This window comes from Roseobacter sp. CCS2, from assembly GCF_000169435.1.
Taxonomy (GTDB): Bacteria; Pseudomonadota; Alphaproteobacteria; order Rhodobacterales; family Rhodobacteraceae; genus Yoonia.
This window is the reverse complement of sequence record NZ_AAYB01000001.1, coordinates 488,384-511,170: the sequence shown is the minus strand read 5'-3', so window position 1 is coordinate 511,170 and position 22,787 is coordinate 488,384. Positions and strand designations below refer to the sequence as shown.

21 protein-coding genes and 1 riboswitch are annotated in these 22,787 nt (G+C 56.2%); of the genes, 9 read left to right on the top strand and 12 right to left on the bottom strand.

Going from position 1 to position 22,787, the window contains the following annotated elements; all coding sequences use genetic code 11:
* Positions 1-28: 28 nt before the first annotated feature.
* Positions 29-493, bottom strand: a complete 465-nt coding sequence (locus RCCS2_RS02610; RefSeq protein ID WP_008231090.1) for an SRPBCC family protein — start codon at positions 491-493, stop codon at positions 29-31.
* Positions 494-496: 3 nt separating this feature from the next.
* Positions 497-829 (bottom strand): ArsR/SmtB family transcription factor, encoded by a 333-nt coding sequence (locus tag RCCS2_RS02605; protein ID WP_037293086.1) that lies wholly within the window; start codon positions 827-829, stop codon positions 497-499.
* Positions 830-935: 106 nt separating this feature from the next.
* Here RCCS2_RS02605 and dnaE point away from each other — a divergent pair, with 106 nt between their 5' ends.
* A complete protein-coding gene (gene dnaE / locus RCCS2_RS02600; RefSeq protein WP_008231088.1) occupies positions 936-4,433 on the top strand; it encodes a DNA polymerase III subunit alpha in 3,498 nt (1,165 codons plus the stop codon).
* A gap of 40 nt (positions 4,434-4,473) precedes the next feature.
* Here the strand turns inward: dnaE and RCCS2_RS02595 are convergent, their stop codons facing one another.
* Positions 4,474-4,677: a SlyX family protein gene (locus RCCS2_RS02595; protein WP_008231087.1), complete on the bottom strand. Its 204-nt coding sequence runs from the start codon at positions 4,675-4,677 to the stop codon at positions 4,474-4,476.
* Between the two features lie 112 nt (positions 4,678-4,789).
* Here RCCS2_RS02595 and hisS point away from each other — a divergent pair, with 112 nt between their 5' ends.
* From hisS to hisG, 4 genes are read left to right on the top strand one after another with little or no spacing between them, the layout of a single operon-like run.
* Positions 4,790-6,409 (top strand): histidine--tRNA ligase, encoded by a 1,620-nt coding sequence (gene hisS / locus RCCS2_RS02590; protein WP_008231086.1) that lies wholly within the window; start codon positions 4,790-4,792, stop codon positions 6,407-6,409.
* 3 nt (positions 6,410-6,412) lie between these two features.
* Complete coding sequence (locus tag RCCS2_RS18260) at positions 6,413-6,589, top strand: hypothetical protein (protein ID WP_008231085.1); 177 nt, start codon at positions 6,413-6,415, stop codon at positions 6,587-6,589.
* On the top strand, positions 6,589-7,668 hold the full coding sequence (locus RCCS2_RS02585; RefSeq protein WP_008231084.1) for an ATP phosphoribosyltransferase regulatory subunit: 1,080 nt from the start codon (positions 6,589-6,591) through the stop codon (positions 7,666-7,668). The genes RCCS2_RS18260 and RCCS2_RS02585 overlap by 1 nt, the downstream gene beginning before the upstream one ends.
* A complete protein-coding gene (gene hisG / locus RCCS2_RS02580; RefSeq protein WP_008231083.1) occupies positions 7,662-8,351 on the top strand; it encodes an ATP phosphoribosyltransferase in 690 nt (229 codons plus the stop codon). Before RCCS2_RS02585 ends, hisG begins: the two co-directional genes overlap by 7 nt.
* A 31-nt stretch (positions 8,352-8,382) precedes the next feature.
* Here hisG and RCCS2_RS02575 read toward each other — a convergent pair whose 3' ends face one another.
* The 3 genes from RCCS2_RS02575 to RCCS2_RS02565 all read right to left on the bottom strand — a co-directional run bounded on the left by RCCS2_RS02575 (position 8,383) and on the right by RCCS2_RS02565 (position 11,246).
* Complete coding sequence (locus RCCS2_RS02575) at positions 8,383-9,174, bottom strand: YkgJ family cysteine cluster protein (protein ID WP_008231082.1); 792 nt, start codon at positions 9,172-9,174, stop codon at positions 8,383-8,385.
* A 61-nt stretch (positions 9,175-9,235) separates the two neighbouring features.
* The gene (locus RCCS2_RS02570) at positions 9,236-10,768 is read right to left on the bottom strand and encodes an AMP-binding protein (RefSeq protein ID WP_008231081.1); all 1,533 of its coding nucleotides are present in this window, start codon (positions 10,766-10,768) and stop codon (positions 9,236-9,238) included.
* Between the two features lie 46 nt (positions 10,769-10,814).
* On the bottom strand, positions 10,815-11,246 hold the full coding sequence (locus RCCS2_RS02565) for a DUF1489 family protein (protein WP_008231080.1): 432 nt from the start codon (positions 11,244-11,246) through the stop codon (positions 10,815-10,817).
* A gap of 215 nt (positions 11,247-11,461) precedes the next feature.
* On the opposite strand from RCCS2_RS02565, the gene RCCS2_RS02560 reads away from it, so the two are divergent.
* A complete protein-coding gene (locus RCCS2_RS02560; protein ID WP_008231078.1) occupies positions 11,462-13,744 on the top strand; it encodes an adenosylcobalamin-dependent ribonucleoside-diphosphate reductase in 2,283 nt (760 codons plus the stop codon).
* Here the strand turns inward: RCCS2_RS02560 and RCCS2_RS02555 are convergent.
* The 6 genes from RCCS2_RS02555 to RCCS2_RS02530 all read right to left on the bottom strand — a co-directional run bounded on the left by RCCS2_RS02555 (position 13,741) and on the right by RCCS2_RS02530 (position 19,315).
* Entirely contained in the window at positions 13,741-14,796 is a 1,056-nt protein-coding gene (locus RCCS2_RS02555; RefSeq protein WP_008231077.1) for a FecCD family ABC transporter permease, read from the bottom strand. The genes RCCS2_RS02560 and RCCS2_RS02555 overlap by 4 nt on opposite strands.
* A gap of 3 nt (positions 14,797-14,799) precedes the next feature.
* On the bottom strand, positions 14,800-15,735 hold the full coding sequence (locus RCCS2_RS02550; protein ID WP_008231075.1) for an ABC transporter substrate-binding protein: 936 nt from the start codon (positions 15,733-15,735) through the stop codon (positions 14,800-14,802).
* A gap of 11 nt (positions 15,736-15,746) precedes the next feature.
* Complete coding sequence (locus tag RCCS2_RS02545; protein WP_008231073.1) at positions 15,747-16,529, bottom strand: ABC transporter ATP-binding protein; 783 nt, start codon at positions 16,527-16,529, stop codon at positions 15,747-15,749.
* Complete coding sequence (locus RCCS2_RS02540) at positions 16,526-16,933, bottom strand: DUF1636 family protein (RefSeq protein WP_008231071.1); 408 nt, start codon at positions 16,931-16,933, stop codon at positions 16,526-16,528. Before RCCS2_RS02540 ends, RCCS2_RS02545 begins: the two co-directional genes overlap by 4 nt.
* Positions 16,934-17,052: 119 nt before the next feature.
* A riboswitch (cobalamin riboswitch) is annotated at positions 17,053-17,271 on the bottom strand.
* An 84-nt stretch (positions 17,272-17,355) separates the two neighbouring features.
* Positions 17,356-17,694, bottom strand: coding sequence for a hypothetical protein (locus RCCS2_RS02535; RefSeq protein ID WP_156788404.1), 339 nt, complete (start codon positions 17,692-17,694; stop codon positions 17,356-17,358).
* A 10-nt stretch (positions 17,695-17,704) separates the two neighbouring features.
* A complete protein-coding gene (locus tag RCCS2_RS02530) occupies positions 17,705-19,315 on the bottom strand; it encodes a GMC family oxidoreductase (protein ID WP_008231067.1) in 1,611 nt (536 codons plus the stop codon).
* Positions 19,316-19,405: 90 nt separating this feature from the next.
* Here RCCS2_RS02530 and RCCS2_RS02525 point away from each other — a divergent pair, with 90 nt between their 5' ends.
* The 3 genes from RCCS2_RS02525 to RCCS2_RS02515 all read left to right on the top strand — a co-directional run bounded on the left by RCCS2_RS02525 (position 19,406) and on the right by RCCS2_RS02515 (position 22,786).
* Positions 19,406-20,638 (top strand): TRAP transporter substrate-binding protein, encoded by a 1,233-nt coding sequence (locus tag RCCS2_RS02525; protein ID WP_008231065.1) that lies wholly within the window; start codon positions 19,406-19,408, stop codon positions 20,636-20,638.
* Between the two features lie 121 nt (positions 20,639-20,759).
* Entirely contained in the window at positions 20,760-21,428 is a 669-nt protein-coding gene (locus RCCS2_RS02520) for a TRAP transporter small permease (RefSeq protein WP_008231063.1), read from the top strand.
* A complete protein-coding gene (locus RCCS2_RS02515; protein ID WP_008231062.1) occupies positions 21,428-22,786 on the top strand; it encodes a TRAP transporter large permease in 1,359 nt (452 codons plus the stop codon). The genes RCCS2_RS02520 and RCCS2_RS02515 overlap by 1 nt, the downstream gene beginning before the upstream one ends.
* The last annotated feature ends 1 nt before the right edge of the window (position 22,787 follow it).

Genomic DNA, 22,787 nt, shown 5'->3' with positions numbered 1-22,787 from the left:
TGGATCATGATCCACCTTACGAAATGGATCATATGGGCTGTGTAATTGCCTTTGCATATGCGGCAAGGTTATCCACGCCACCCGCCCAGCCTTGTTGGATTTCATCCAGCGCCTCGGGGCCGGAAAACGATGATACTGCTACCGTGATGCTTAGTTTGGTTTCATTGCCATCGCCTAACAGCAAATAGGTCACAAGGCTTGTGGACACTGCCTCACCTCCGAAGATAAGGGTTTCGGTAAAAACGGCACGTTCTGGCTTTGTCAGATCATACCAACGGGTATCAACCAGAAATTCAGGTGCATCCTTTGGACCAAACCTGTGCCGGTCTTGTCCACCGACCCGCAGATCAGCAAAGTCAGTTTCTAACATTGTCGCGGCATCGGGGCCGGCCCATTTTTCCCGCTCTTTGGCGTCGGTCAGGACCTGCCAAAGCCGTTCTGTTGAAAGGGGTAGGGTACGGTGCAGATCGAATGACTTGGTATCAAGCGGCATGGTTTAAGTGTCCTTCAGGTTTGCAATGTTGTGGGCAAGCGCATCCAAGTTGTCCAACCGGCTTTCCCAAATCTCGCGCTGCCAAGCGAGCCAGCCTTGCGCTTCGATCAGCGGCGCAGCTTCAATATGACAGGTGCGCACGCGCCCTTTCTTGATAGACCGCATGATGCCGGTGTCTTCGAGCACTTTGAGGTGCCGCATAAAAGTAGGCAGCGCCATTTGATGTGGCGCGTGCAGCTCACTGACGCTGGCAGGGCCGGATGCGAGCTGTTCAATGACAGCGCGGCGGGTCGGGTCGGCCATCGCGCCGAAAAAGGAATCGAGTTGGTTAGTCATAAAGCTAAGTATTGCGCTTTAATGATCCTGCTGTCAAGATAGTTAGTCACATTGCTAACAAAAATACCTCGCTTGCAGCCTGACCCGCTTTCGCTACTTTGCGGGCATGACCAATGATCCCCGATTCATTCACCTGCGAACCCATACCGAATACTCGCTGCTTGAGGGTGCGATTCCCGTCAAAAAGCTGCCCGGTTTGGTGGCCGGCATGGGGATGCCAGCGGTTGCTGTCACAGACAGCAACAACATGTTTTGCGCTTTGGAATTTTCGGAAGGGGCATCAAAAGCAGGTATCCAGCCTATCGTGGGTTGTCAGGTCGATGTGACATTCGCCACCCCAGAACCTGGCAAACGGGCTGAGGCACCTGCGCCTATCGTGCTCCTCGCACAGTCCGAGGCCGGGTATATGAACCTGATGAAGCTGAACTCTTGCGCCTATTTGGATGCAGACGGTCAGTTGCCGCAGGTCAGCTTGGATGAATTCGCGCAATATCACGAAGGGCTGATTTGCTTATCCGGCGGCCCGGACGGCCCGGTAGGCCGTTTGTTGCGCCAAGGGCAGCGACCCAAGGCTGAAGCCATTGTTGATCGGTTGGCGGCCATCTATACCGATAGGCTCTATATCGAATTGCAACGCCACCCCGGTGATGGCCTGCCCGAGGCAGAACGTTTGTCCGAGCGTGGCCATGTCGAAATGGCTTATGCCAAAGGCCTGCCGCTGGTTGCGACCAATGATGTCTACTTCCCCAAGACCGAGCTTTATGAGGCGCATGACGCGTTGATCTGTATCTCGGAAGGAGCCTACGTCGACCAGCAAGAGGCGCGTCGCAGGCTGACCCCGCAACACTATATGAAATCGCCACAGGAAATGGCGACCTTATTTGCTGACTTGCCAGAGGCGATTGAAAACACGGTCGAGATCGCCAAACGGTGTGCGTTCAAAACCTACAAGCGCGACCCGATCTTGCCCAAGTTCGCCGATGATGAGGTCGCCGAGCTACGCCGTCAGGCCGAGCAGGGGTTGAAGGATCGTCTGGCCGTCATTCCTCATGCCGCCCCGGTTGAAGAGTATGAGAAGCGCCTTGAGTTCGAGTTGGGGATTATCGAAGGCATGGGTTTTCCCGGCTATTTCCTGATCGTGGCTGACTTCATCAAATGGGCCAAGGACGAGGGTATTCCCGTGGGGCCGGGCCGTGGGTCTGGCGCGGGGTCGTTGGTGGCCTACGCGCTGCTGATCACCGATCTTGATCCGCTGCGCTATTCGCTGCTGTTTGAACGCTTCCTAAACCCCGAACGTGTGTCGATGCCGGATTTCGACATCGATTTCTGCATGGACCGGCGGGAAGAGGTGATCCGCTATGTGCAGGACAAATACGGGCGCGATAAGGTCGGGCAGATCATCACCTTTGGTGCGCTTTTGTCCAAGGCTGCTGTGCGCGACGTAGGTCGGGTGTTGCAGATGCCTTATGGGCAGGTGGATCGCCTGTCAAAGATGATCCCTGTCGAAGGGGTCAAACCGGTCTCAATCGAAAAGGCTTTGGCCGATGAACCGCGCTTGCGCGAAGAAGCCAAGAACGAAGAAGTGGTCGACCGCCTACTGACCTATGCGCAACAGGTCGAAGGTTTGCTGCGCAATGCATCCACCCACGCGGCAGGTGTGGTGATTGGCGACCGTCCTTTGGACGAACTGGTGCCGTTATATCAAGACCCGCGATCCGATATGCCCGCGACCCAGTTCAACATGAAATGGGTCGAACAGGCAGGGTTGGTGAAGTTCGACTTTTTGGGTTTGAAAACGCTCACCGTTATTCAAAACGCGGTTGAGCTGATCAAAAAGGCTGGTCGCCCACTGAATATCGCGGCGGATGGCACGCAGCTCTATGACGTTCTAGAGGGATTTGAATACGACATCGGGGCGATTCCGCTGGATGACGAAAAATCCTATGCGCTCTATTCCAGTGCCAAAACCACCGCTGTATTTCAGGTGGAATCCAGCGGCATGATGGATGCGCTCAAGCGTATGAAGCCGAACTGTATCGAGGATATCGTGGCCTTGGTGGCGCTCTACCGTCCCGGCCCGATGGAGAATATTCCAACCTATTGCGAGGTGAAGAACGGGCAAAAAGACCTCGAATCGATCCATCCGTCGATTGATCATATCCTCGCTGAAACCCAAGGCATTATTGTCTACCAAGAACAAGTGATGGAAATAGCGCAGGTCATGGCAGGCTATAGCCTTGGCGGCGCCGACCTGCTGCGTCGCGCGATGGGTAAGAAGATTGCCGAGGAGATGGCCAAGGAACGCCCCAAGTTTGAGGCAGGCGCAAAGGCCAACGGGGTTGAGCCCAAGAAAGCGCGCGAGGTTTTCGACCTTTTGGAAAAATTCGCCAACTATGGTTTCAACAAATCGCACGCGGCGGCCTATGCCGTGGTCAGCTATCAAACGGCTTGGCTAAAGGCGAACCATCCGGTGGAGTTTATGGCCGGTGTGATGAACTGCGATATTCACCTGACCGACAAACTGGGCATCTATTTCCAAGAGGTGAAGAAGGGGCTGGGCATTGAGTATACGCCACCTTGTGTGAACCGATCCATGGCCACCTTCGATGTGAAAGATCAAAAGCTGGTGTATGCGCTGGGCGCGCTGAAGAACGTAGGCGTTGAAGCGATGAAGCTGATTGTCGAAGGGCGCGGCGACAAAGAGTTCGTGAACCTCTTTGATTTTGCGCGCCGCTGCGACCTTAAGCGGATCAGCAAGCGACCTTTGGAAATGCTGGCGCGGGCCGGGGCGTTTGATGTGCTTGATCCCAATCGCCGCCGGGTGATGATGAGTTTGGATGCGCTGACGGCCTATTCAGCGGCGATCCACGATCAGAAATCCTCTAATCAAGTGTCTTTGTTCGGTGATGCAGGGGATGATCTGCAAGAGCCGCGTTTAATGGGTGGTGAGGACTGGTTGCCTGCTGAACGGTTGGCTGAAGAATTCAAAGCCATCGGGTTCTATTTATCAGGCCATCCGCTGGATGATTACATGGGGCCGCTCAAACGCAAACAGGTGCTGACGCTGGATGATGTGATTGTGCGGGCCGGAAAAGGCGCTGCTATCGTAAAGATGGCAGGGACAATTTCGGGTCGTCAGGAACGCAAATCTGCACGGGGCAACCGTTTTGCTTTTGTGCAATTGTCTGATCCGACGGGGCAGTATGAGGTAACGATGTTCTCGGACACGCTGGAGGCGTCGCGCGAATATCTGGAAACGGGCAGTCAGGTTGTATTACAATGCGAAGCGACGATGGAGGCTGATCAGCTCAAGCTGTTGGGCCGATCCGTTTCGCCTGTGGATGCGGTTGTGGCCGATGCCGGTGGCGCGGGTTTGCGGGTGTTCATTGATGGGCCCGAAGTGATCGGATCAGTGCAGAGCGTTTTGGCCAATGCAACGGGTGGCGCTGTGCGCGCTGGGCGTGGCCCAGTTTATTTCTGTTTGATGCACGATGATCTGCCAGGAGAAGTTGAGCTGGACCTGGGTGAGGAATTTCCGGTCAATCCGCAGATCAAGGGTGCGATCAGGTCACTGGGTGGCGTGATTGAGGTGGAAGATGCCTGAAGTATGGTGGATCATGATCCACCATACATAGACCACGCTGTTACCAATGCGGCGGACGCTGATCTGCCAAAGGCACCGTACCGCCCGCTTCCATTTCGCGCCCTGCTTCCCGCTCCATCAGCATCGCCAATCGGCGTGTTGCGACGGCCAATTCGGTCTCTTGTCGTGCCACGATATCCGACAACTCCTCGACCGTGCGGGTCAGGTGGGCGATTTGTTCTTCAAGATGTGTCACGTCAACCATGCAATCGTCGTAACCCAACTGCCTGCGTTGCGAAAGTCACGACTGCATTGCCCCTGTCACATTGCCGGGTTAAACGGCGCGGGACCATCACGTGACCAGCAGGACCAACCCAATGGCCAAGATCAAGAAGCAACCGCGCCCCAAGGCACAAACGCCCAAAGGCTTTCAGGACTATTTTGGCGCTGACGTCACCGCACGCGCTGAGATGCTGAACACGATCGCGGGTGTCTATCATCGCTATGGGTTTGATGCGCTGGAGACGTCTGCTGTTGAGACGGTCGAGGCGCTGGGCAAGTTCCTGCCCGATGTGGACCGCCCGAATGAAGGTGTGTTTGCCTGGGAAGAAGACAACGACTGGCTGGCGCTGCGCTATGATTTGACGGCACCGCTGGCGCGGGTTGCGGCCCAGTATCGCAATGACCTGCCGTTTCCTTATCGCCGCTACGCGATGGGGCCTGTCTGGCGTAATGAAAAGCCTGGACCGGGTCGCTTTCGTCAATTTTATCAGTGCGATGCGGATACGGTGGGTGCGTCTTCTGTGGCAGCGGATGCCGAGATTTGCGCGATGCTGTCGGATACACTTGAGGCCGTGGGGATTGACCGCGGAGACTATGTAATCCGGGTGAATAACCGCAAGGTGCTGAATGGCGTGATGGAAGTCGCGGGCCTGTCAGGTGACGACAAGGAAGCCGAGCGCGGGATCGTGCTGCGCGCGATTGATAAGCTGGATCGGCTGGGTGTTGAAGGTGTGCGAGCGTTATTGGGCGAAGGCCGCAAGGATGCCAGTGGAGACTTTACCAAGGGTGCGGCACTGGCGGATGAGCAGGCCGAGATTGTCATGGGTTTCGTCGATTGGGAAAAAGAAAAAAACCGCTTGCTCGCTGAAGGTGTCCGGAGTTCAGCAATTGCGCGAAGTGACGCTTGGGGCAGTTTCAAGAACGCGCAGCATATAAAAGAAATAGAAGAATTTGCTGATCCGTCGGTTCGCACCGATGCTAACAAGTTGATAAATAGAGCAGCACTCTATCACCTTCGCGAGCTGGTCTACTCCTCCCAAGTGGGGGTGGACGGAGTCGACGAATTACAAGAGATTGAGAGTCTTCTTGCTAGTCAAGGATATCGTGCTGACCGTATCCTTATTGATCCATCGGTCGTTCGTGGTCTTGGCTACTATACCGGTCCCGTCTACGAAGCCGAACTGACCTTCGAAATCAAAGACGAAAAAGGCCGCCCCCGCAACTTCGGCTCTGTCGCTGGTGGCGGGCGCTATGACGATTTGGTCAAGCGCTTTACCGGGCAGGAGGTCCCTGCGACCGGTGTTTCTATTGGCGTGGATCGTTTGCTGGCGGCTTTGCGCGCGAAGGGGCAGATTGATACGGCTGCCCAAGGCCCCGTCGTTGTCACCGTCATGGATCGTGACCGGATGGCCGATTATCAAACCATGGTTGCTGATCTGCGCAACGCGGGTATCCGGGCCGAGGTTTATCTGGGCAATCCCAAGAACTTCGGCAATCAGCTGAAATATGCTGATAAGCGTCAGTCACCCGTCGCCATCATTGCAGGCAGCGATGAGTTTGACAAAGGCATCGTCCAGATCAAGGACCTGATCCTGGGCGCTGAGATTGCCAAGAACGCGACGCTTGAAGAATGGAAAGACCGTCCCAGCCAGTACGAGGTACCGCGTGATCAGATGATTATGAAGGTACGCGCGATTTTGGCAGAGCACAGCTAGCGGATGGATATTCTAAGCATTCTTAGTGATATCGCCATGCTGCCGTGGTGGTTTTGGGCGCTGTTAATCGGCGTCGCATTGTTCGTCGCGTCCCTGATGTTGGCGACTTGGTGGTTTGCAGTGCTTGGCAGCATCATCGCGCTGACTGGTGCTATTGGCGCGCTGTGGAGATCGAGCTAATGCCCACCTCACCCGAGACATTGATCGAAGCACGTCGTTTGCGTGATCTCTTTGCTGCGAAAGGCGCGCAAGTGGTCAAGGCAGATGTGCTGCAACCAGCCGATACGCTGTTGGATTTGTACGGTGAAGATATCCGCGCCCGATCTTATCTGACCTCTGATCCGTTACGCGGCGAGATGGTTTTGCGCCCTGATTTTACGGTCCCTGTCGTGCAGATGCATATGCAGGCCCATGCGGACCCCGCGCGTTATACTTACGCTGGCAAAGTCTTTCGGAAACAGGAAACCGATGAGACCCGCGCCAATGAATACGTGCAGGTCGGATACGAGGTTTTCGACGGTCAAAATCCAGCCAATGCAGATGCAGAAGTCTTTGCTGCGATTGCCGAAGGGCTGTCTGATCTGCCTGTACGTGCTGCGACGGGCGACATCGGGGTGCTGATGGCCGCCGTGCGTGGCTTGCGCACCACAGATGACCGCAAGGCGGCATTGCTGCGTCATATCTGGCGACCGGGCCGGTTTCGCGCGTTGATGCGGCGGTTTGGGTCGGGGCAAGTGCCACCTGCACGCGCGGCCTTGTTGGCCGCGGATGATCCATTCGCACAAGCAGGCGCTGACATTGGCTTGCGCAGCCGCAAAGAGGTTGCCGCGCGGATTGAGGCATTGCGTGCGGATGCGGCAACCGCACCGATTGCGGCGGAAGAAATTGCCCTAATCGACGCTATTCTGGGCTTGCGCGAAACCGCACCTAATGTGCTAAGCGCCTTGCGCGATATAGCCGTAGATATGCCTGCCATTGGCACTGCCGTGGCGGGCCTGGACGCGCGATTGGACGCGATGAACGCGCACGGTGTTGACGTCGCTGCCCTTGAATTTGAAGGCAGTTATGGGCGCACCTCGCTTGAGTATTATGATGGCTTTGTCTTTGGCTTTTATGCCACGGATCGCCCTGATCATCCCCCTGTGGCCACCGGGGGGCGCTACGATGCGCTGACTGCGCAACTGGGGCAGGGCCGTGCGGTGCCTGCGGTGGGGGGTGTGATCCGCCCTGATCTGGCTTTGGGGTTACGCGCATGTTGAAGCTTGGTGTGCCCTCCAAGGGCCGTTTAATGGACAAGACCTTTGACTGGTTTGGCGCGCGCGGCATTGGCTTGCGCAAGTCGGGATCGGATCGGGAATATGCCGGTGCGGTCGATGGCATTGATGGGGTCGAACTGGTACTGCTCTCTGCCGGGGAAATCCCGCGCGAACTGGCGGCAGGCAACATCCACCTTGGTGTAACGGGGTCTGATCTGGTGCGCGAAAAGCTGGCCAATTGGGATGCACGGGTGGCTGAACTGGCCCCAATGGGCTTTGGTGGTGCAGATTTGATCATCGCGGTCCCACAGGCGTGGGTTGATGTTGCAACCCTTGATGATCTGGATGCGGCTGCGGCTGCGTTTCGGCGGGCGCATGGCTTCCGTTTGCGGATTGCCACGAAGTATCACCGCCTGGTCCGCGAGTTTCTGCGCGAGCAGGGTGTAGCCGATTATCAGCTGGTGGACAGTCAGGGCGCCACCGAAGGGACGGTCAAAAACGAAACTGCTGAGGCGATTGCAGATATCACGTCAACTGGTGAAACGCTTCGGGCCAACGGTTTGAAAATCCTTGATGATGGGTTGATCCATGCATCACAGGCCACGCTTTTCCGGGGCCGTCGTCGCGATTGGACCGACGAACAGCGTGCAAAGCTGAAGGCCTTACAGATGGTGTTGGGGCTTTAGGCGCGTTTTCGTTGACAGTGTCCCACTTTTATCAGGCCTGTGCTGCCCGCGCGCCGTCCTTGCATGCTGTATCGAGGGCAGAGGGTTTGTGCCGAGCGCTGACCAATCCGCTTTCGGTGTCATTGCCAGCAACGGCTGACGCGGCCGTTGCTGCCATGCTGTAGGTGTGGACCTGCGTGATACCCTTTAGCGCCTGACGACACAAAGCATGCACGACGAGATAATCAAGATGGCTGCCCAAAAGTCCGGCACCCTGTTCTTCGCCGCCTGCCGCATTACGCTCGCATGCGCTGGCGTCCATCGACAGAAAAGAACGGCAGATCATGGGCCGCGCGTCGTAGGCCCGGCAACTGCGCGTGTATGGGTCCAGCGCCGGGCACGCCTCTGGGTGCCAGCCGCGGCCGTCGGGCTGGCCTGCAAGTGGCGCAACTGCATGATGTAACTGTGTGGCTTCGAACGCTGTGATTACACCGCCTTCGCCACCAGACAGGATACAGCAAAAGGCGCAGCCCTGTGTGCAAGCGGCTTTGCGAACAGCATCGGGGGGTGTCTTGAGGATCTCATCGCGTACCGCTGACCCAAGCCGCCAAGCGGTCTGGCCGCTGGCCATTTCGGTCACGACGTCTTTGACCGGCAGCGCATAAGACTGCGCCGTTTCAAGGTATGAGGTCAGAATACGTTTTCCCCGCGTTTCAAGCGCCTTATCCACGCCCTTTACTTTGGTCTTGGCAACCCGGTTGATCAGATCGCCGATCGATAGCGGCGCGGATTTGCCACCCTTTTGGGCCAGCCGGCGGGCGGCGCGGGAAGATGTTGGTTTCATGATCGGAGGCCTTTTGATCGCACCATCTAACTATAAAGGTACGCGCGCGCCCGTCCAGTGATCAGCCCTGCGACCCATCGCGCAACAGACGCCTCAGTATCTTGCCAGAAGCCGATTTGGGGATTTCGTTGATAAAATGTATCTCGTGCACTTGTTTGTAATGGGCCAGTTGTGCGTCAAGATACGCTTTGATCGCTGCTGCATCAGGTGCAGGCTCAGCTGTGACAACAAAGGCGATGGGTAGCTCACCTGCCTCTTCATCTTTCTTGCCAATGACAGCAGCGTCAACGATCCCTTCCATCGCGACAAGCGTCGCCTCAAGCTCGGCCGGGGCGACCTGGAAGCCTTTGTATTTGATCAGTTCTTTCAGGCGGTCCGTGATAAAAAGGTACCCATCGGCGTCAATCTTGCCGATGTCGCCGGTGCGCAGCCAGTCGCCCTCTGCCATCGTGTCCTGCGTTGCTTTTGCATTATTGAGGTAGCCTTGCATCACGTGCGGGCCTTTGATCCAAAGCTCGCCTTCTTCACCAGCGGACAAATCTTGCCCGGTTTCAATGTGAACGATCCGGCAGTCTGTGTTCGGAACGGCAAGACCGGCTGCGCCTGAACGGGGCGCGTGGCCGGGGACAACATGGGACACGGGGCTGAGTTCTGTCATGCCGTAGCCTTGCAGCGCCACACAATCTAATCGGGCGGCGATAGCATCAGATAGTTCCGGACCTGATGGTGCGGCGGCGATAAAGACCTGTTCCAGCGATGTCAGGTCATAGCCATCGACCAGCGGGTGCTTGGCCAACGCCAGTGCGACAGGTGGAACGACCCACATACGCTTGGTCCTGTGGTCTTGGCTGATTTGCAGAAAAAGCGGCAGGTCAAAGCGCGGCATCGTGACAAGCGCGCCACCGCCCGCAAGGTGGATATTCATCAGTACGGTCATTCCATAGATATGGAAGAACGGCAGAAAGGCCGCAGTGATTTCACCCGGCTTAAAGTCGGTTCCGACAATTGACTGATCGACATTGATGACAAGGTTGCGGTGCGAAAGCATGACACCTTTTGGCAGGCCCGTCGTGCCAGAGGAGTAGGGAAGCACGACTGTGAATTCATCCAGATCGACCGGAACCTGATCCGGGATCGGATGTCCAAAGAGTGCGGCATATTCCGGGCTACCGATTGCAATAACCGGTGTTTCACCCGCGCCCTCTTTTGCGGTGTCCAGAAAATCCGGAATAGTAATCAAAAGTTGCGCACCGGAATCGGCCATCTGATGGGCAACTTCATGAGCGGTATAGGTCGGGTTAAGTGTGGTGATCGTGCCGCCACTCCATGCAACCGCATGAAAGACCACACAGTAATCCGGCATATTCGGCGCCATGATCGCAACAATTTTCCCGGCGCCGAAACCAGCAGTAGCCAGTCCGCCAGCCATGCGTTTGACCTGATCCATAAACACGGCTGCGGTCAGGCTGTGCCCGGTTGGGCCATCCGTAAGAACCACGTCATCGGGGCGGTTTTCAAGGCCCTGAAAAACACGCTCGGTGATTGACACGTCCGTCGCAGCGACATCCGGGTAAGGACTGGTGAAAACTGTCATACTGGTTCCTCCTGCGCGCGATCATGGCACAGGTGGTTCTGTCTGCCTAGCGAACGCCAATGGCGGCGAGCGCTTTAGAAAGTTCCGGCGGCAGCGCTTCTTCGTTTTGCCGTCCTGCGGGTAGATCACGTGGAGCATCTGTTGTGGGCAGATAACGCCACCCCTGAAAGGCACGTTTCGGCGTTGCCTCGACCCGGATCAGGCCCGGTTTGCAGACAATAGCGCAGCGGCGGATGCCGTCTGCCGACAGGTATTCATCAAGGCGCAGGATCGGCTGGCGGCACAGGATGACGCCCTTGATCACCCAAAAGATTGATCCGCCATTGAGGATTTCGTCGCCCCGCTTGGGCCACATCCGGGTGATGTGGCGCGGCAGCCCATCATCGGTCTGCGCGCGCCGTGTCGATTGCCATGCTTCAAGTCCGGCAACATCATCTGTACCGACAGAGAGTTTCAGCATATGAACGGTTTTCGACATCAATCCCCCCCGGGATGCGTTAGAGGTAAGGCATTATGGGCCAGTTTCAACGCAAGGCGCTAAATTGGTTTATGTGGTGGCAGTGTTGAGATCAACCACAATATATGGTATTATAAAACATGCGTCGTTTTCGCCTTTAATTCGTCATTCCAAAGTTGTCATCCACCCCCTAATATGCAGGCCTCGCCCCGCTGCCCATCAGGAGATTCCCCGCCATGACCGCGTTTTCCGCCCCTATTGCTGAACAAATCTGGGACATGAAGTACCGGTTCAAAGAGGCGGATGGCACACCGATTGACGAAACGGTCGCAGACACGTGGACGCGTATCGCGGGTGCGCTGGCTGCGGTTGAGGACGATCCAACAGCGTGGGAAAGTAAATTCTACGACGCGCTGGAGGACTTTAAATATCTGCCGGCGGGTCGGATTACAGCAGGCGCGGGAACGGCGCGGTCGGTCACCCTTTTTAACTGTTTTGTCATGGGCACTGTCCCCGACAGCATGGGCGGTATCTTTGATATGCTGAAAGAGGCCGCGCTGACCATGCAGCAAGGCGGCGGTATCGGCTACGACTTTTCAACCATTCGCCCCAAAGGTGCAGGCGTGATGGGCGTGGCCGCTGATGCCTCAGGCCCGTTGTCGTTTATGGATGTGTGGGACGCGATGTGCCGCACGATCATGTCTGCCGGATCGCGTCGGGGCGCGATGATGGCGACGATGCGCTGCGATCACCCGGATGTTGAGGATTTCATCACCGCGAAATCCGACCCGGCCCGCCTGCGCATGTTCAACATGTCGGTGCTGATTACAGACCCCTTTATGGAGGCGGTGAAAGCCGACGGTCCTTGGGATCTGATCTTCGGTGGGGAGGTTTACCGCACCGTGCAGGCGCGCGAATTGTGGGATGCGATCATGCGCTCCACTTATGATTACGCGGAACCGGGTGTGATTTTCATCGACCGTATCAACCAGATGAACAATCTGAACTACTGCGAAACGATCGCAGCGACGAACCCTTGCGGCGAACAGCCTCTGCCACCCTATGGGGCTTGCCTGCTGGGGTCGATCAACATGGCGCGGTTGGTAAAAGACCCGTTTGAAGACATCGCAGCTCTGGATGAAGCCGCGCTAACCGATCTTGTGGCGACAGCTGTGCGCATGATGGACAATGTCGTCGACGCCTCGCGGTTTCCGCTAGAGGCGCAACAGGCCGAGGCGAAGGCGAAACGCCGGATTGGCCTTGGCGTTACAGGGCTGGCGGACGCATTGCTGATGGTCGGCCTGCGCTATGGATCCCAGGAAGCCGCAGCCCAAACCGACAAATGGATGCACCAGATCGCGCGCGCCGCTTACCTTGCGTCTGTTGATCTGGCCAAGGAAAAGGGCGCATTCCCGCTGTTTGATGCCGAACAGTTCCTTGCCAGCGGCGCGATGCAAGGGATGGACGCGGATGTGCGCGACGCCATCGCCGAACATGGTATCCGCAATGCGCTGCTGACCTCAATCGCGCCGACGGGGACAATCAGCCTTTATGCTGGCAATGTCTCATCCGGGATCGAGCCGGTGTTCGCTTACGCCTACACCCGCAAAGTGCTGCAAAAAGACGGATCGCGCACCGAGGAAGAGGTCGTGGATTACGCCGTCCAGCTTTGGCGCGACCTGAAGGGCGACGCGCCTTTGCCAGACTATTTTGTCAACGCACAAACGCTCGCCCCGCTGGACCATGTGCGCATGCAGGCGGCGGCGCAAAAGTGGATCGACAGCTCTATCTCAAAAACCATAAACTGCCCCGAAGATATCAGCTTTGATGATTTTAAAGAGGTCTACATGGCCGCATGGGATCAAGGCTGCAAAGGCTGCACCACCTATCGGCCCAACGATGTGACAGGATCGGTTCTTTCCGTGTCACAAGAGGCGTCCCCATCAGAGGTTCCCGCCCAAGTCCGGACCGAAGACGAAGGTGCTGAAGTCGTTTATATGTCAGAACCTCTGGACCGTCCGCAGGAACTGGATGGGGCGACCTACAAGCTGAAATGGCCGGATAGCGAACATGCCATTTACATCACAGTCAATGATCTGGTGATTGCCGGACACCGGCGGCCTTTTGAGGTCTTCATCAACTCCAAGAATATGGAACATTTCGCGTGGACTGTTGCGCTTACCCGGATGATTTCGGCTGTGTTCCGGCGCGGTGGCGATGTCTCTTTCGTGGTCGAAGAACTGAAAGCGGTGTTTGACCCGCGTGGCGGCGCATGGATGCAGGGCAAATATGTGCCTTCGATCCTTGCGGCGATTGGTGGCGTGATCGAAAAACACATGGTTTCAACCGGGTTCTTGGCCGGTGAAGGGATGGGCCTTAAGGCTGATCCACAAGCTGACGTGGTGGCGATCAATGGCGGGCCGCGCGGGAAGGCCTGTTCTTCGTGCGGGTCGTACGAATTGCGCATGGTTGAAGGGTGTATGACCTGCGGGTCCTGCGGTTATTCCAAATGCGGCTAGACCGGGTTTCGGCGCAGTAACCACACAAAGAACACACCACCGATCAACCCTGTGACAATCCCGATGGGTATGTCATCGGGCGCCATAACGGTGCGCGCGAAGATATCAGCCCAAAGCAGAAATATCGCACCGCAAAGGGCCGAGACCGGCAGCACGCGTTTGTAATCTCCACCGACGATCAACCGCACGATATGCGGGATCATCAGCCCAACAAAACCGATGATGCCAGAAAAGGCGACCATAACGCCGGTGATCATCGCACCCACAACAAAGACGGTCAGCCGGAACCGACCGACCGGGATGCCCAGTGTAGATGCAGTTTCATCGCCTACGGTCATCGCGTTGAGGTTGCTGGCGTTCGCCCAAAGGAAGGTGCCGCAAGCGATCAAGATCACCAGAGGATACATCAACTGTCCCCACTGCGCGAGGCCAAGGCCGCCAAGCATCCAGAAAACGACCGTATGCACAGCACGCGGGTCGCCCAGGAAGATCAGTACATTCGCGCCGGACATCACGATGAAAGAAACCGCGACGCCAGCCAGGACAAGACGGTCCGCGCTGGTTGCGGCGGCGAATTGCGAAACGCCCAGAACAATGAGTGTAGCGCCCAACGCACCAAGAAACGCCATGAAAGGCACGGTTAGCAGACCAATGAAAAGCCCGGTGTGAAGCAGGGCGAGGATTGCACCAAACGCACCGCCCGCCGAAATTCCCAGTAAATGCGGGTCGGCGAGTGGGTTGCGCGTCACCGCTTGCAGGCTCGCGCCGACAAGAGCAAGCCCTGCACCGACGAGGCAAGCAAGGATCGCGCGGGGAAAACGGATATCCCAAACGATTGCTTCGCGTCCCGCAGACCAGTTTTGCGCGATAAAGTCAGGGGAAATCTTATTGATCAGAACACCCCAAACGGTTGTCAGCGGCACCGAAACCGCGCCAACGCTGACTGCAACCGACAAAGACAGAAACAGTGTCACAAACCCCAGCCCAAAGGTCAGCAGCAGCCGGGCCTTGTGCGGGCGAAGGGTGGTGATTTGTCTGTCGGCTTGGTCCATCCGCTAGTCGGCACGAAACGCAGCGGCCAGCGTTTTGACCGCCTGAACATTGCGCGGCCCCGGTGTGGCCTCGACATAGTCCAACACAACAAAGCGGTCGTTCCTGACCGCGTCGAGGTTTGCAAAAGCCGGGTTGGACATCATGAAATCGCGCTTTTGTTCCGCAGTCACTTCGCCGTAGTTCACGATAACGATGATTTCGGGGTTGCGTTCAACGACAGCTTCCCAGCCGACAGTGGCCCAACTTTTCTCAAAGTCGTTCATGATATTGACGCCGCCTGCCGCCTCGATCAGCGCATTGGGCATCGCGTAACGACCCGCGGTAAAGGGTGCGTCTTCGCCGCTGTCATAGACAAAGACGCGCGGGGCGGCGGGCAGGGCAGGTTGGCTGGCCAAGAATGCGGCGAGGTCTATTTGATAGTTTGTGATCAATGCTTCGGCCCGGTCTTCGACGTCAAAGATCGCGCCAAGATTGCGCAAGTCGTTGTACATGTCGTCCATCGAAGCCGCGCCTTTTTCACTGATATGGATACAGCTTTCAGTCAGTTCATAGACCTGAATACCGAAAGGCGCGAGCGTTTCTGGTGTAAGCTCACCACCCACGCGCATGCCATAGTTCCAGCCTGCAAAGTAGAAATCGGCATCCGCGCCGATCAGCACTTCTTTCGATGGGTATTCCGCTGCCAGTTCCGGCAATTGATCAACGCCGGCACGCATTTCAGCGTCCAGTTTGTTCCAGCCGGAAATACCGGTGTAGCCAACCATATGGTCCGTCAGGCCGAGGACAAGCATCATCTCGGTCAGGTTGATATCATGGGAGATCGCGGCTTGTGGTGGCGCGTCAAAGGTCACTTCACGATCGCAGCTTTGCACGGTGGTTTGGGCCAAGGCAGTGCCGGCCGCGAGGGTAAAGAGTGCGGTTGTCAGGGTCAGTTTCATTATGACGGTCTCTAATGCGGAAGGTGGAAAGACAGGTGATTTGTATCGCTCGGCGCCAGCTTTTCGCGGCGGGCATCGACACGGAAGGTGTTGGATACCAATACCTCGGTCAGCAGGCTGTCAGGCGTGCCAAAGCCGCGCGGATGCCCGTCTTCAAGCACCAGAATATTGTCACAGATATCTGCGGCCATGTTCAGGTCATGCAAGGACACCACGATGGTCAGGTCAAGCTGTCGGATCAAGGCAAGCACCTCAAGCTGGTGGCGGATATCAAGGTGGTTTGTGGGCTCATCCAGGATCAAGATTTCAGGTTCCTGCGCCAGTGCGCGCGCCACCATGACCCGTTGCCGTTCGCCGCCGGACAGGGTGCCGAAATCACGATGCTCAAGACCGGTCAGGTCCAGCATCGCCATCACATTTTTGATCACGTCCAAGTCGCGCATATCAGCGCTGCCGTAGGTGCGACGATATGGGGTGCGTCCCAGCGCGATGATCTCACGCACGCTTAAACCGAAGGCGGCCGCCTGTTCCTGTAGGACAGCCGCGACGTGTTGCGCCACCTTACGGGGGGGGATTTTCCAGATGTCAGTGCCGTTGATTTTCACGTGGCCTGTTGTGGGTACCTGAAAGCGATAAAGTAGGCGTAGCAGGGTTGATTTGCCTGCCCCGTTGGGACCGACAACGCCAAGGACATGACCCTTTTGAACCTCAAAACTGGTGGTGCGCAGGACGGGGGCGGCGCGTTTATGGGGACGCCAGCTAACGTCTGTCACGCTCAGATGTGCGCTGCTCATGATGCCAGCGCCTTGCTGTCTTCGAGTGCGATCATCGCGGCAGGGATGCGCGCCAAGGTGGATTTGCGCAGCTTGCCGGGGCGGTCGACGGATGAACACCAACCATCATGTAAAACGGCGTATTGTTTGGCGAAATCGACCAGATCGTCGATGTCATCTTCGGGTGTCATATCGCCGAAGAGATATGTTGCCTTCTGGGTGCCATGATAGGCAACCGTGCAGGGACGGTCACATCCTGCCATACATGCGACGCCAGAAATGGCAAAGTTTTCGGAAATGCTATCGCCCGCTGCCGCAATGGCGCGGCGCAGCTTTTCGATCAGTTCGTAACCCGGGCGGCAATCCGTCCCTTTATGTTTACACGATGTGCAGACAGTTATTCGATGTTGTGTGGTCCGGTCCATGCAGCCCTCCGCGCATAAGCGAGGAATTGGAACGGCATGTTTGTGTGGCCAATAGAGCCTGTTTCACCATCATGATCTCCGCTCCGGACACCCCGCCCGGTTTGAGTTTCTTTGGCGTATTTCGACGCCCTTTGATGGCAGGTCTCCTGACTTCGCGGGTCGCTGCTTGCCCGATCCCTTCCCGAGCGTTTGCTCAGTGGTGATCATCGGGGTCGCTCGCCGCTCACAGTTGCGGGGGCAGTTACGGATTTGGCGCGCTTTGGCTCTTCCTCACCGTATTCCCTTTTCATCCCAGACGCATTTTCGGCGCTTTGGGAACCATCACGGGTACTGTTTGCGATTCCGAAGGGTGGGTCAAGGGTGGAGTTGACAGTATGTGGTGTCACGCGGCGCGGATATGACCTGGCTCGCCGACTTGACCGCTAAAGAATTAGCTCTGCCAAACCAAACTGTGCTCCGATCACGCCGATGATGATGCCGATAGGCAGGGCAAAATAAAGCGCCAAGGGCTTGCGCGGTTTTTGAAGTTGTTGCGGCTCTGAGAAACGCCCGATGGAAATGAAATTAATAACGCGCTCGATCAAGAAGTAAAAAACTAGCCCCCCAGCGGATAGCCCCAGTATCATGATGATACTGCCCCATGCGCTTACGGTCGCAAGGTCCACGAGGCCATCAATCGCTAAGCCAAGAAAAACACCAACGGCAACAAGGGCAAGCCAGTTGAACCAGTCAAACGTTTGCATGGACTGTTGTGGTCTCATGGCGTGCCTCCTATGCATCTTCCAAAATCAAATCCGAGGCCTTCTCGCCGATCATAATCGCGGGCGCATTCGTGTTCCCTGACACGATTTCTGGCATAATCGAACAATCCGCGACCCGCAGCCCATCAATCCCGTGCACCCGCAACCGTTCGTCGACGACCGCCTCTTTGCCCTGACCCATCTTGCAGGTGCCAGTGGGGTGATAAATCGACGCGGTATTGTTGCGCGCCCAATCCAGCGTTGCGTCATAATCGTCCATTGGCAGGCTGGCATGTGGCCGAAACTCTTCACTGATCTTGGACGTCAGCGGCGCGTGGCGCGCAATCTTGCGGGCGATGTTCACGCCTGCGACGACCGTGCGGCAGTCGGTTTCGGTTGAGAGATAATTCGGGATGATTTTCGGATATGCCTTGGGATCATGGCCCTGCAACCTGATTTCACCCTTACTTTCAGGCCGCAACTGACAGACCGACATCGTGAAGGCAGAGAATTTGTCAGCCCCTTTGCCGGGGTTTTCGGCTGAGAGCGGCTGGACGTGAAACTGTATGTCCGGCGTTTCTACATCTTCGCGCGTTTTCAGAAAACCGGTGGCAAGGCTGGCCGCCATCGTCATCGGTCCTGCGCGGAACATCAGGTATTTGAGGCCGATCTTGGCTTGCCCGAAAAGTGAGCTGACTTCGTCATTCAACGTCGGTTCGTTGCATTTGTAGACAAGGCGCGCCTGCAAGTGGTCTTGCATATTCTTGCCCACAGCGGGCAAGTGCTGCACAACTGCGATCTCATTTTCAGCCAATTGCGCGGCTTCACCGATGCCGGACAGCATCAGGAGTTGGGGAGAGTTGATCGCGCCGCCCGACAGAACGATTTCTTTGCGGGCTTTGACCGTTTGCAGGGTCCCGCTACGGTCCGTGTAGGTCACACCTGTCGCGCGCTTGCCTTCAATGATCACCTTCTCGACCTGCGCGTGGGTGATAATCTGAAGGTTCTCGCGGGACTTGACCGGATTAAGAAAGGCGACAGCAGAACTGCACCGGCGACCATTGCGCGCGGTAAGCTGGAAGAAACCAACGCCTTCTTGATCTGCGCTGTTGTAGTCGGGGTTAAACTTGTACCCGGCGGCTTGCGCCGCTGCGACCCAAGCATCAGTAATAGGGCGTTGAATGCGCATGTTGGAAACAGATAATCCGCCCTCGTTCCCATGATACGCATCAGCGCCGCGTTCATTATTCTCGGACCGCTTGAACAGCGGCAAAACGTCATCCCAACCCCAACCGGTGTTGCCCATTTGACGCCAGCGGTCGTAGTCTTGGGATTGACCGCGTACATAAAGGAGGCCGTTCAACGACGACGATCCGCCCAAGACCTTACCGCGTGGCCATTCAATCGACCGTCCGTTCAAGCCCGGATCAGGTTCTGTTTTATAGCACCAATCGACCTTGGGATTGTGGATCGTCTTGAAATACCCGACGGGGATGTGAATCCAAGGATTGTTGTCTTTTCCACCAGCCTCAAGCAGGATCACCTTATGCGCTGGATTTGCACTCAGACGGTTGGCAAGGACGCACCCGGCAGACCCTGCGCCTACGACGATAAAATCGGCTTCCACGGCATCGTTCTCCATTTATTTGAAAAAACTCTATGCAGAACGACCAGACTATACTAGGCTTTTTTGAAACTATAAGTCTCAATAATCGACAACATGGGAGGAAACATGATGATTGGAGATAAACTCAGCCGTATTTCGCGGCGGGACCTGTTCAAGCTGGCAGGGCAATACGGAATGAGCTCTACGCTGATGGCGGCGGGGACATTCGGGGGAGCGATGAGCCTTGCAAACCTGGCGTCTGCGGCTGAATCGACCTATGAGCGCCGGTTTTCGAAAGAAGCGAAGTATAACCTCAAGTTCGGTGCATCCGGCTTTAACGCCCGCAACCTGCTGATCGAACGCGCTGGCGCGTTGGAATTTGCACGTGACCTGGAAGCACGAACCGATGGTGAGATTCGGATCGAGTTTATCGGCGACAACCAGATCTGTGGCCAGACATCCTGTGTTGAGAAAACACAGCAGGGCATCACAGATATCTTTGCGGCTTCCACGCAAAACTCTGCCGGTGGTGCACCTTATCTGAACGTTCTGGACTATGCGTATATGTTCCGGAACCGGGCAGACCAATACCACTTCCTATATTCACCTGCGTCCATGCGTCTGCTGCGTGAACCCTATGAGCGTCGTCATGGTTTGAAGTTCCTGTTCAGCCATGCTGAATTGCGCGGTATCCAGATGGGTCTGAACTTTGACGACAAACCGCTGGTGACCTCTGTTGAAGATCTGGCTGGTACAAAGAACCGTGTCACGGGTACGCAGCTGGGCCGTATCGCGATGGAAGCGCTGAACCTGAATCCTGTGCCTGTTGCGTGGGAAGAAACGCTTGATGGCCTGAAGCAGGGCCTGATTGATGGTGCGGAAACATGGGCGTCTGCGGTGGCGTATGCAAACATGGCACCGGTTGTATCGCAATCGGTTCACCTGAACTTCTTCTGCGGGACAGAGCACACGGCGATGTCTGCTTCGGTCTTTGATAGCCTAGAAGGATATCTGCAGGATGCCGTTATGGAATCTGCGTATTGGGCGCAGACCCACGTGCAGGCTGCCAACGAAGTGGCGCTGATCCGCACCGTTGGTCAATCTGATCCACAGCTGCCAGGCACAATCTTTGCAGAACACGGTGTGCGCAACGCGTTCCTATCGCCTGAAGAGATCAAGAAAGCCGAAGAAATGTGTTCACCTGAGTACCAACCGGCACTCTGGGAAGATTGGCGCGAGCGCCTGAACGGCTGGTCCGGTGGTTTGGACACGTATCAGGAAATCTATGACGAGGTCCGCACAATTTCGGCAGATACCTTGCCAGAGAATGTTGAACCACGTCGTTGGTGGAAGGGCTGATAAAGCCCACATCTGACCCGTAGGAATAGGGCCGGCCGAGTGGGAGTTCGGCCGGCCCTTTTCAACGCAAAAAGACCGCTCCATAGTAGCGGTATTCTGACACATGAGGGGGGAGACCTAGATGTCGATACTCGCTGAAGCGGTGGCCGTTATTCCGGCCATGTTCTCGGGCAGTTCATGGGAAAAGCGACAGGCATTCGATGCGGATGGCATGTGGTTGTTCTGTTTTGTTTTTACATTTGTGGGCGGCTATCTTGTTCACCTGCTCTATACCTATGTTCCTTTTGTTGAGCGCCATTTTGAACGCACAACAGCCGTTGTTATGTATCTGATTATTGCCGGTATTATCTGCTGGGGCGTCATTGACCGGTTCGTGTTCTCGCACCAGTGGTCCGGGTCAACAACGGTGCCGCCGTTCCTGTTCATGGTCATGGCATGGTTTGCCTGCGCCTATAATGTCAAACTGCGCACACACCTTAGTTTTAGTGAATTCCGTTCCAAGATGCCGCCTGCGGGGCAGATGGCCACGCTGACGTTGGATGCGGTGCTTTGGTTCGGTTTCTGCTGGATCGCGATTACGACATCGCTGCGGTTTACGGCACTATCAGCCGACAACTTCCAATTGGTCGATGGCGTCGATGACGTGATGAAATGGTGGTTCTATATCACCGTGCCCATCGCTTTTACCTTTATGTCCGGCCGTGTGATCGGCAATTGGATCGAGGATTGGCGGAACTTCAAATCCGGTGATCAGATCATCAAGCAAGCTGTGATCGGGGGGGATGTCTGATGGCTGACAGTACTTGGATTACGCTGATTTCATTGGGTGTGACGCTTTTCTTCATGCTCGGCACACCTGTCTTGCTGGTTATCTTTTACTGGGTGATCGGCATCAGCTTTGTCATTGATCTGCCGTTGGCAAACACGGGCAACGAATTGATCAACGTGTTCAGCAAGGGCTTTGCGCTGCTGGCGATGCCGCTGTTCATTCTGACGGGGGACTTGATTAATCAATCTGGTATTGCCCGACGATTGTCAGATTTTGCCTACTCGGTCCTGGGTTGGCTGCGGGGCGGTCTGGCGATGGCATCTATTGCGGCCTGTGGCCTTTTCGCGGCGATCTCTGGCTCCAACTCGGCGACAACTGCAACCATTGGTTCCATGCTGCATCCTGAGATGGTCAAGGGCAACTACGACGAACGCTTCTCAGCTGCGACTGCTGCTGCGGGTGGTACGGTGGGGATCATTATCCCGCCATCCATCATTTTCATCGTTTACGGTTTCCTGTTGAACCTGCCGATCTCTGACCTGTTTGTGGCAGGTATCATTCCCGGCGCGCTGATGGTTCTGGGTATGATGACTGCTGCGTTTATCATCTGCACTATCAATGGCTGGGGCGTTCTGATCGGCCTTTCGGTGTCACGTATGATCAAGACAGGCATCGGTGCGTGGTTGGGTTTCTTTGCTATCGGTCTGGTGCTTTGGGGCATTTACACCGGTCGCTTCTCCCCAACCGAGGCGGCGGGCGTGACCGTGGGGTTCTGTGTGTTTATCGGTTTGGTGTCCTACCCATTGAACAAGATCATGGGCAGCGCGTCTGATATGCCGGTCGAGCAAAAGAGCTTTGCATCAATGTTTGTGGTCGAAGGCTTTACCGTGCCGCAGATCCCATCAATCGTATCGCGCTCTGCGCAGATCTCGGGCATCTTGGTGCCACTGATCGCCGTGTCAGTTGCGATGCAGCAAGTGATGTCATCGCTTGGCGCCAAGGACTTTATCGGTGACTTTGTGACGGGCATGGGTGGCTATTATGCGGTGCTGTTTACGTCAATGGCGATTGTATTTGTCACAGGGATGATCCTTGAATCCCTGCCGGTGACAATCATTTTGGCACCTATTCTGGCACCCATTGCGGCGTCGGTCGGTATTGATCCGATCCACTTTGCGGTTGTGTTCTTGGTGGGTGCATCCATCGGTTTTGTCACGCCACCCTATGGGCTCAACCTTTATGTGGCCTCGGGTGTGACGGGCGTGCCGTACTTTAGACTGCTGCGCTATATCATCCCGTACCTAATCGCACTGATCAGCGTGTGGTTCTTTGTGGCGCTCGTGCCCGAAACTGCGCTACTGATCCTTCCGGATAGATAGG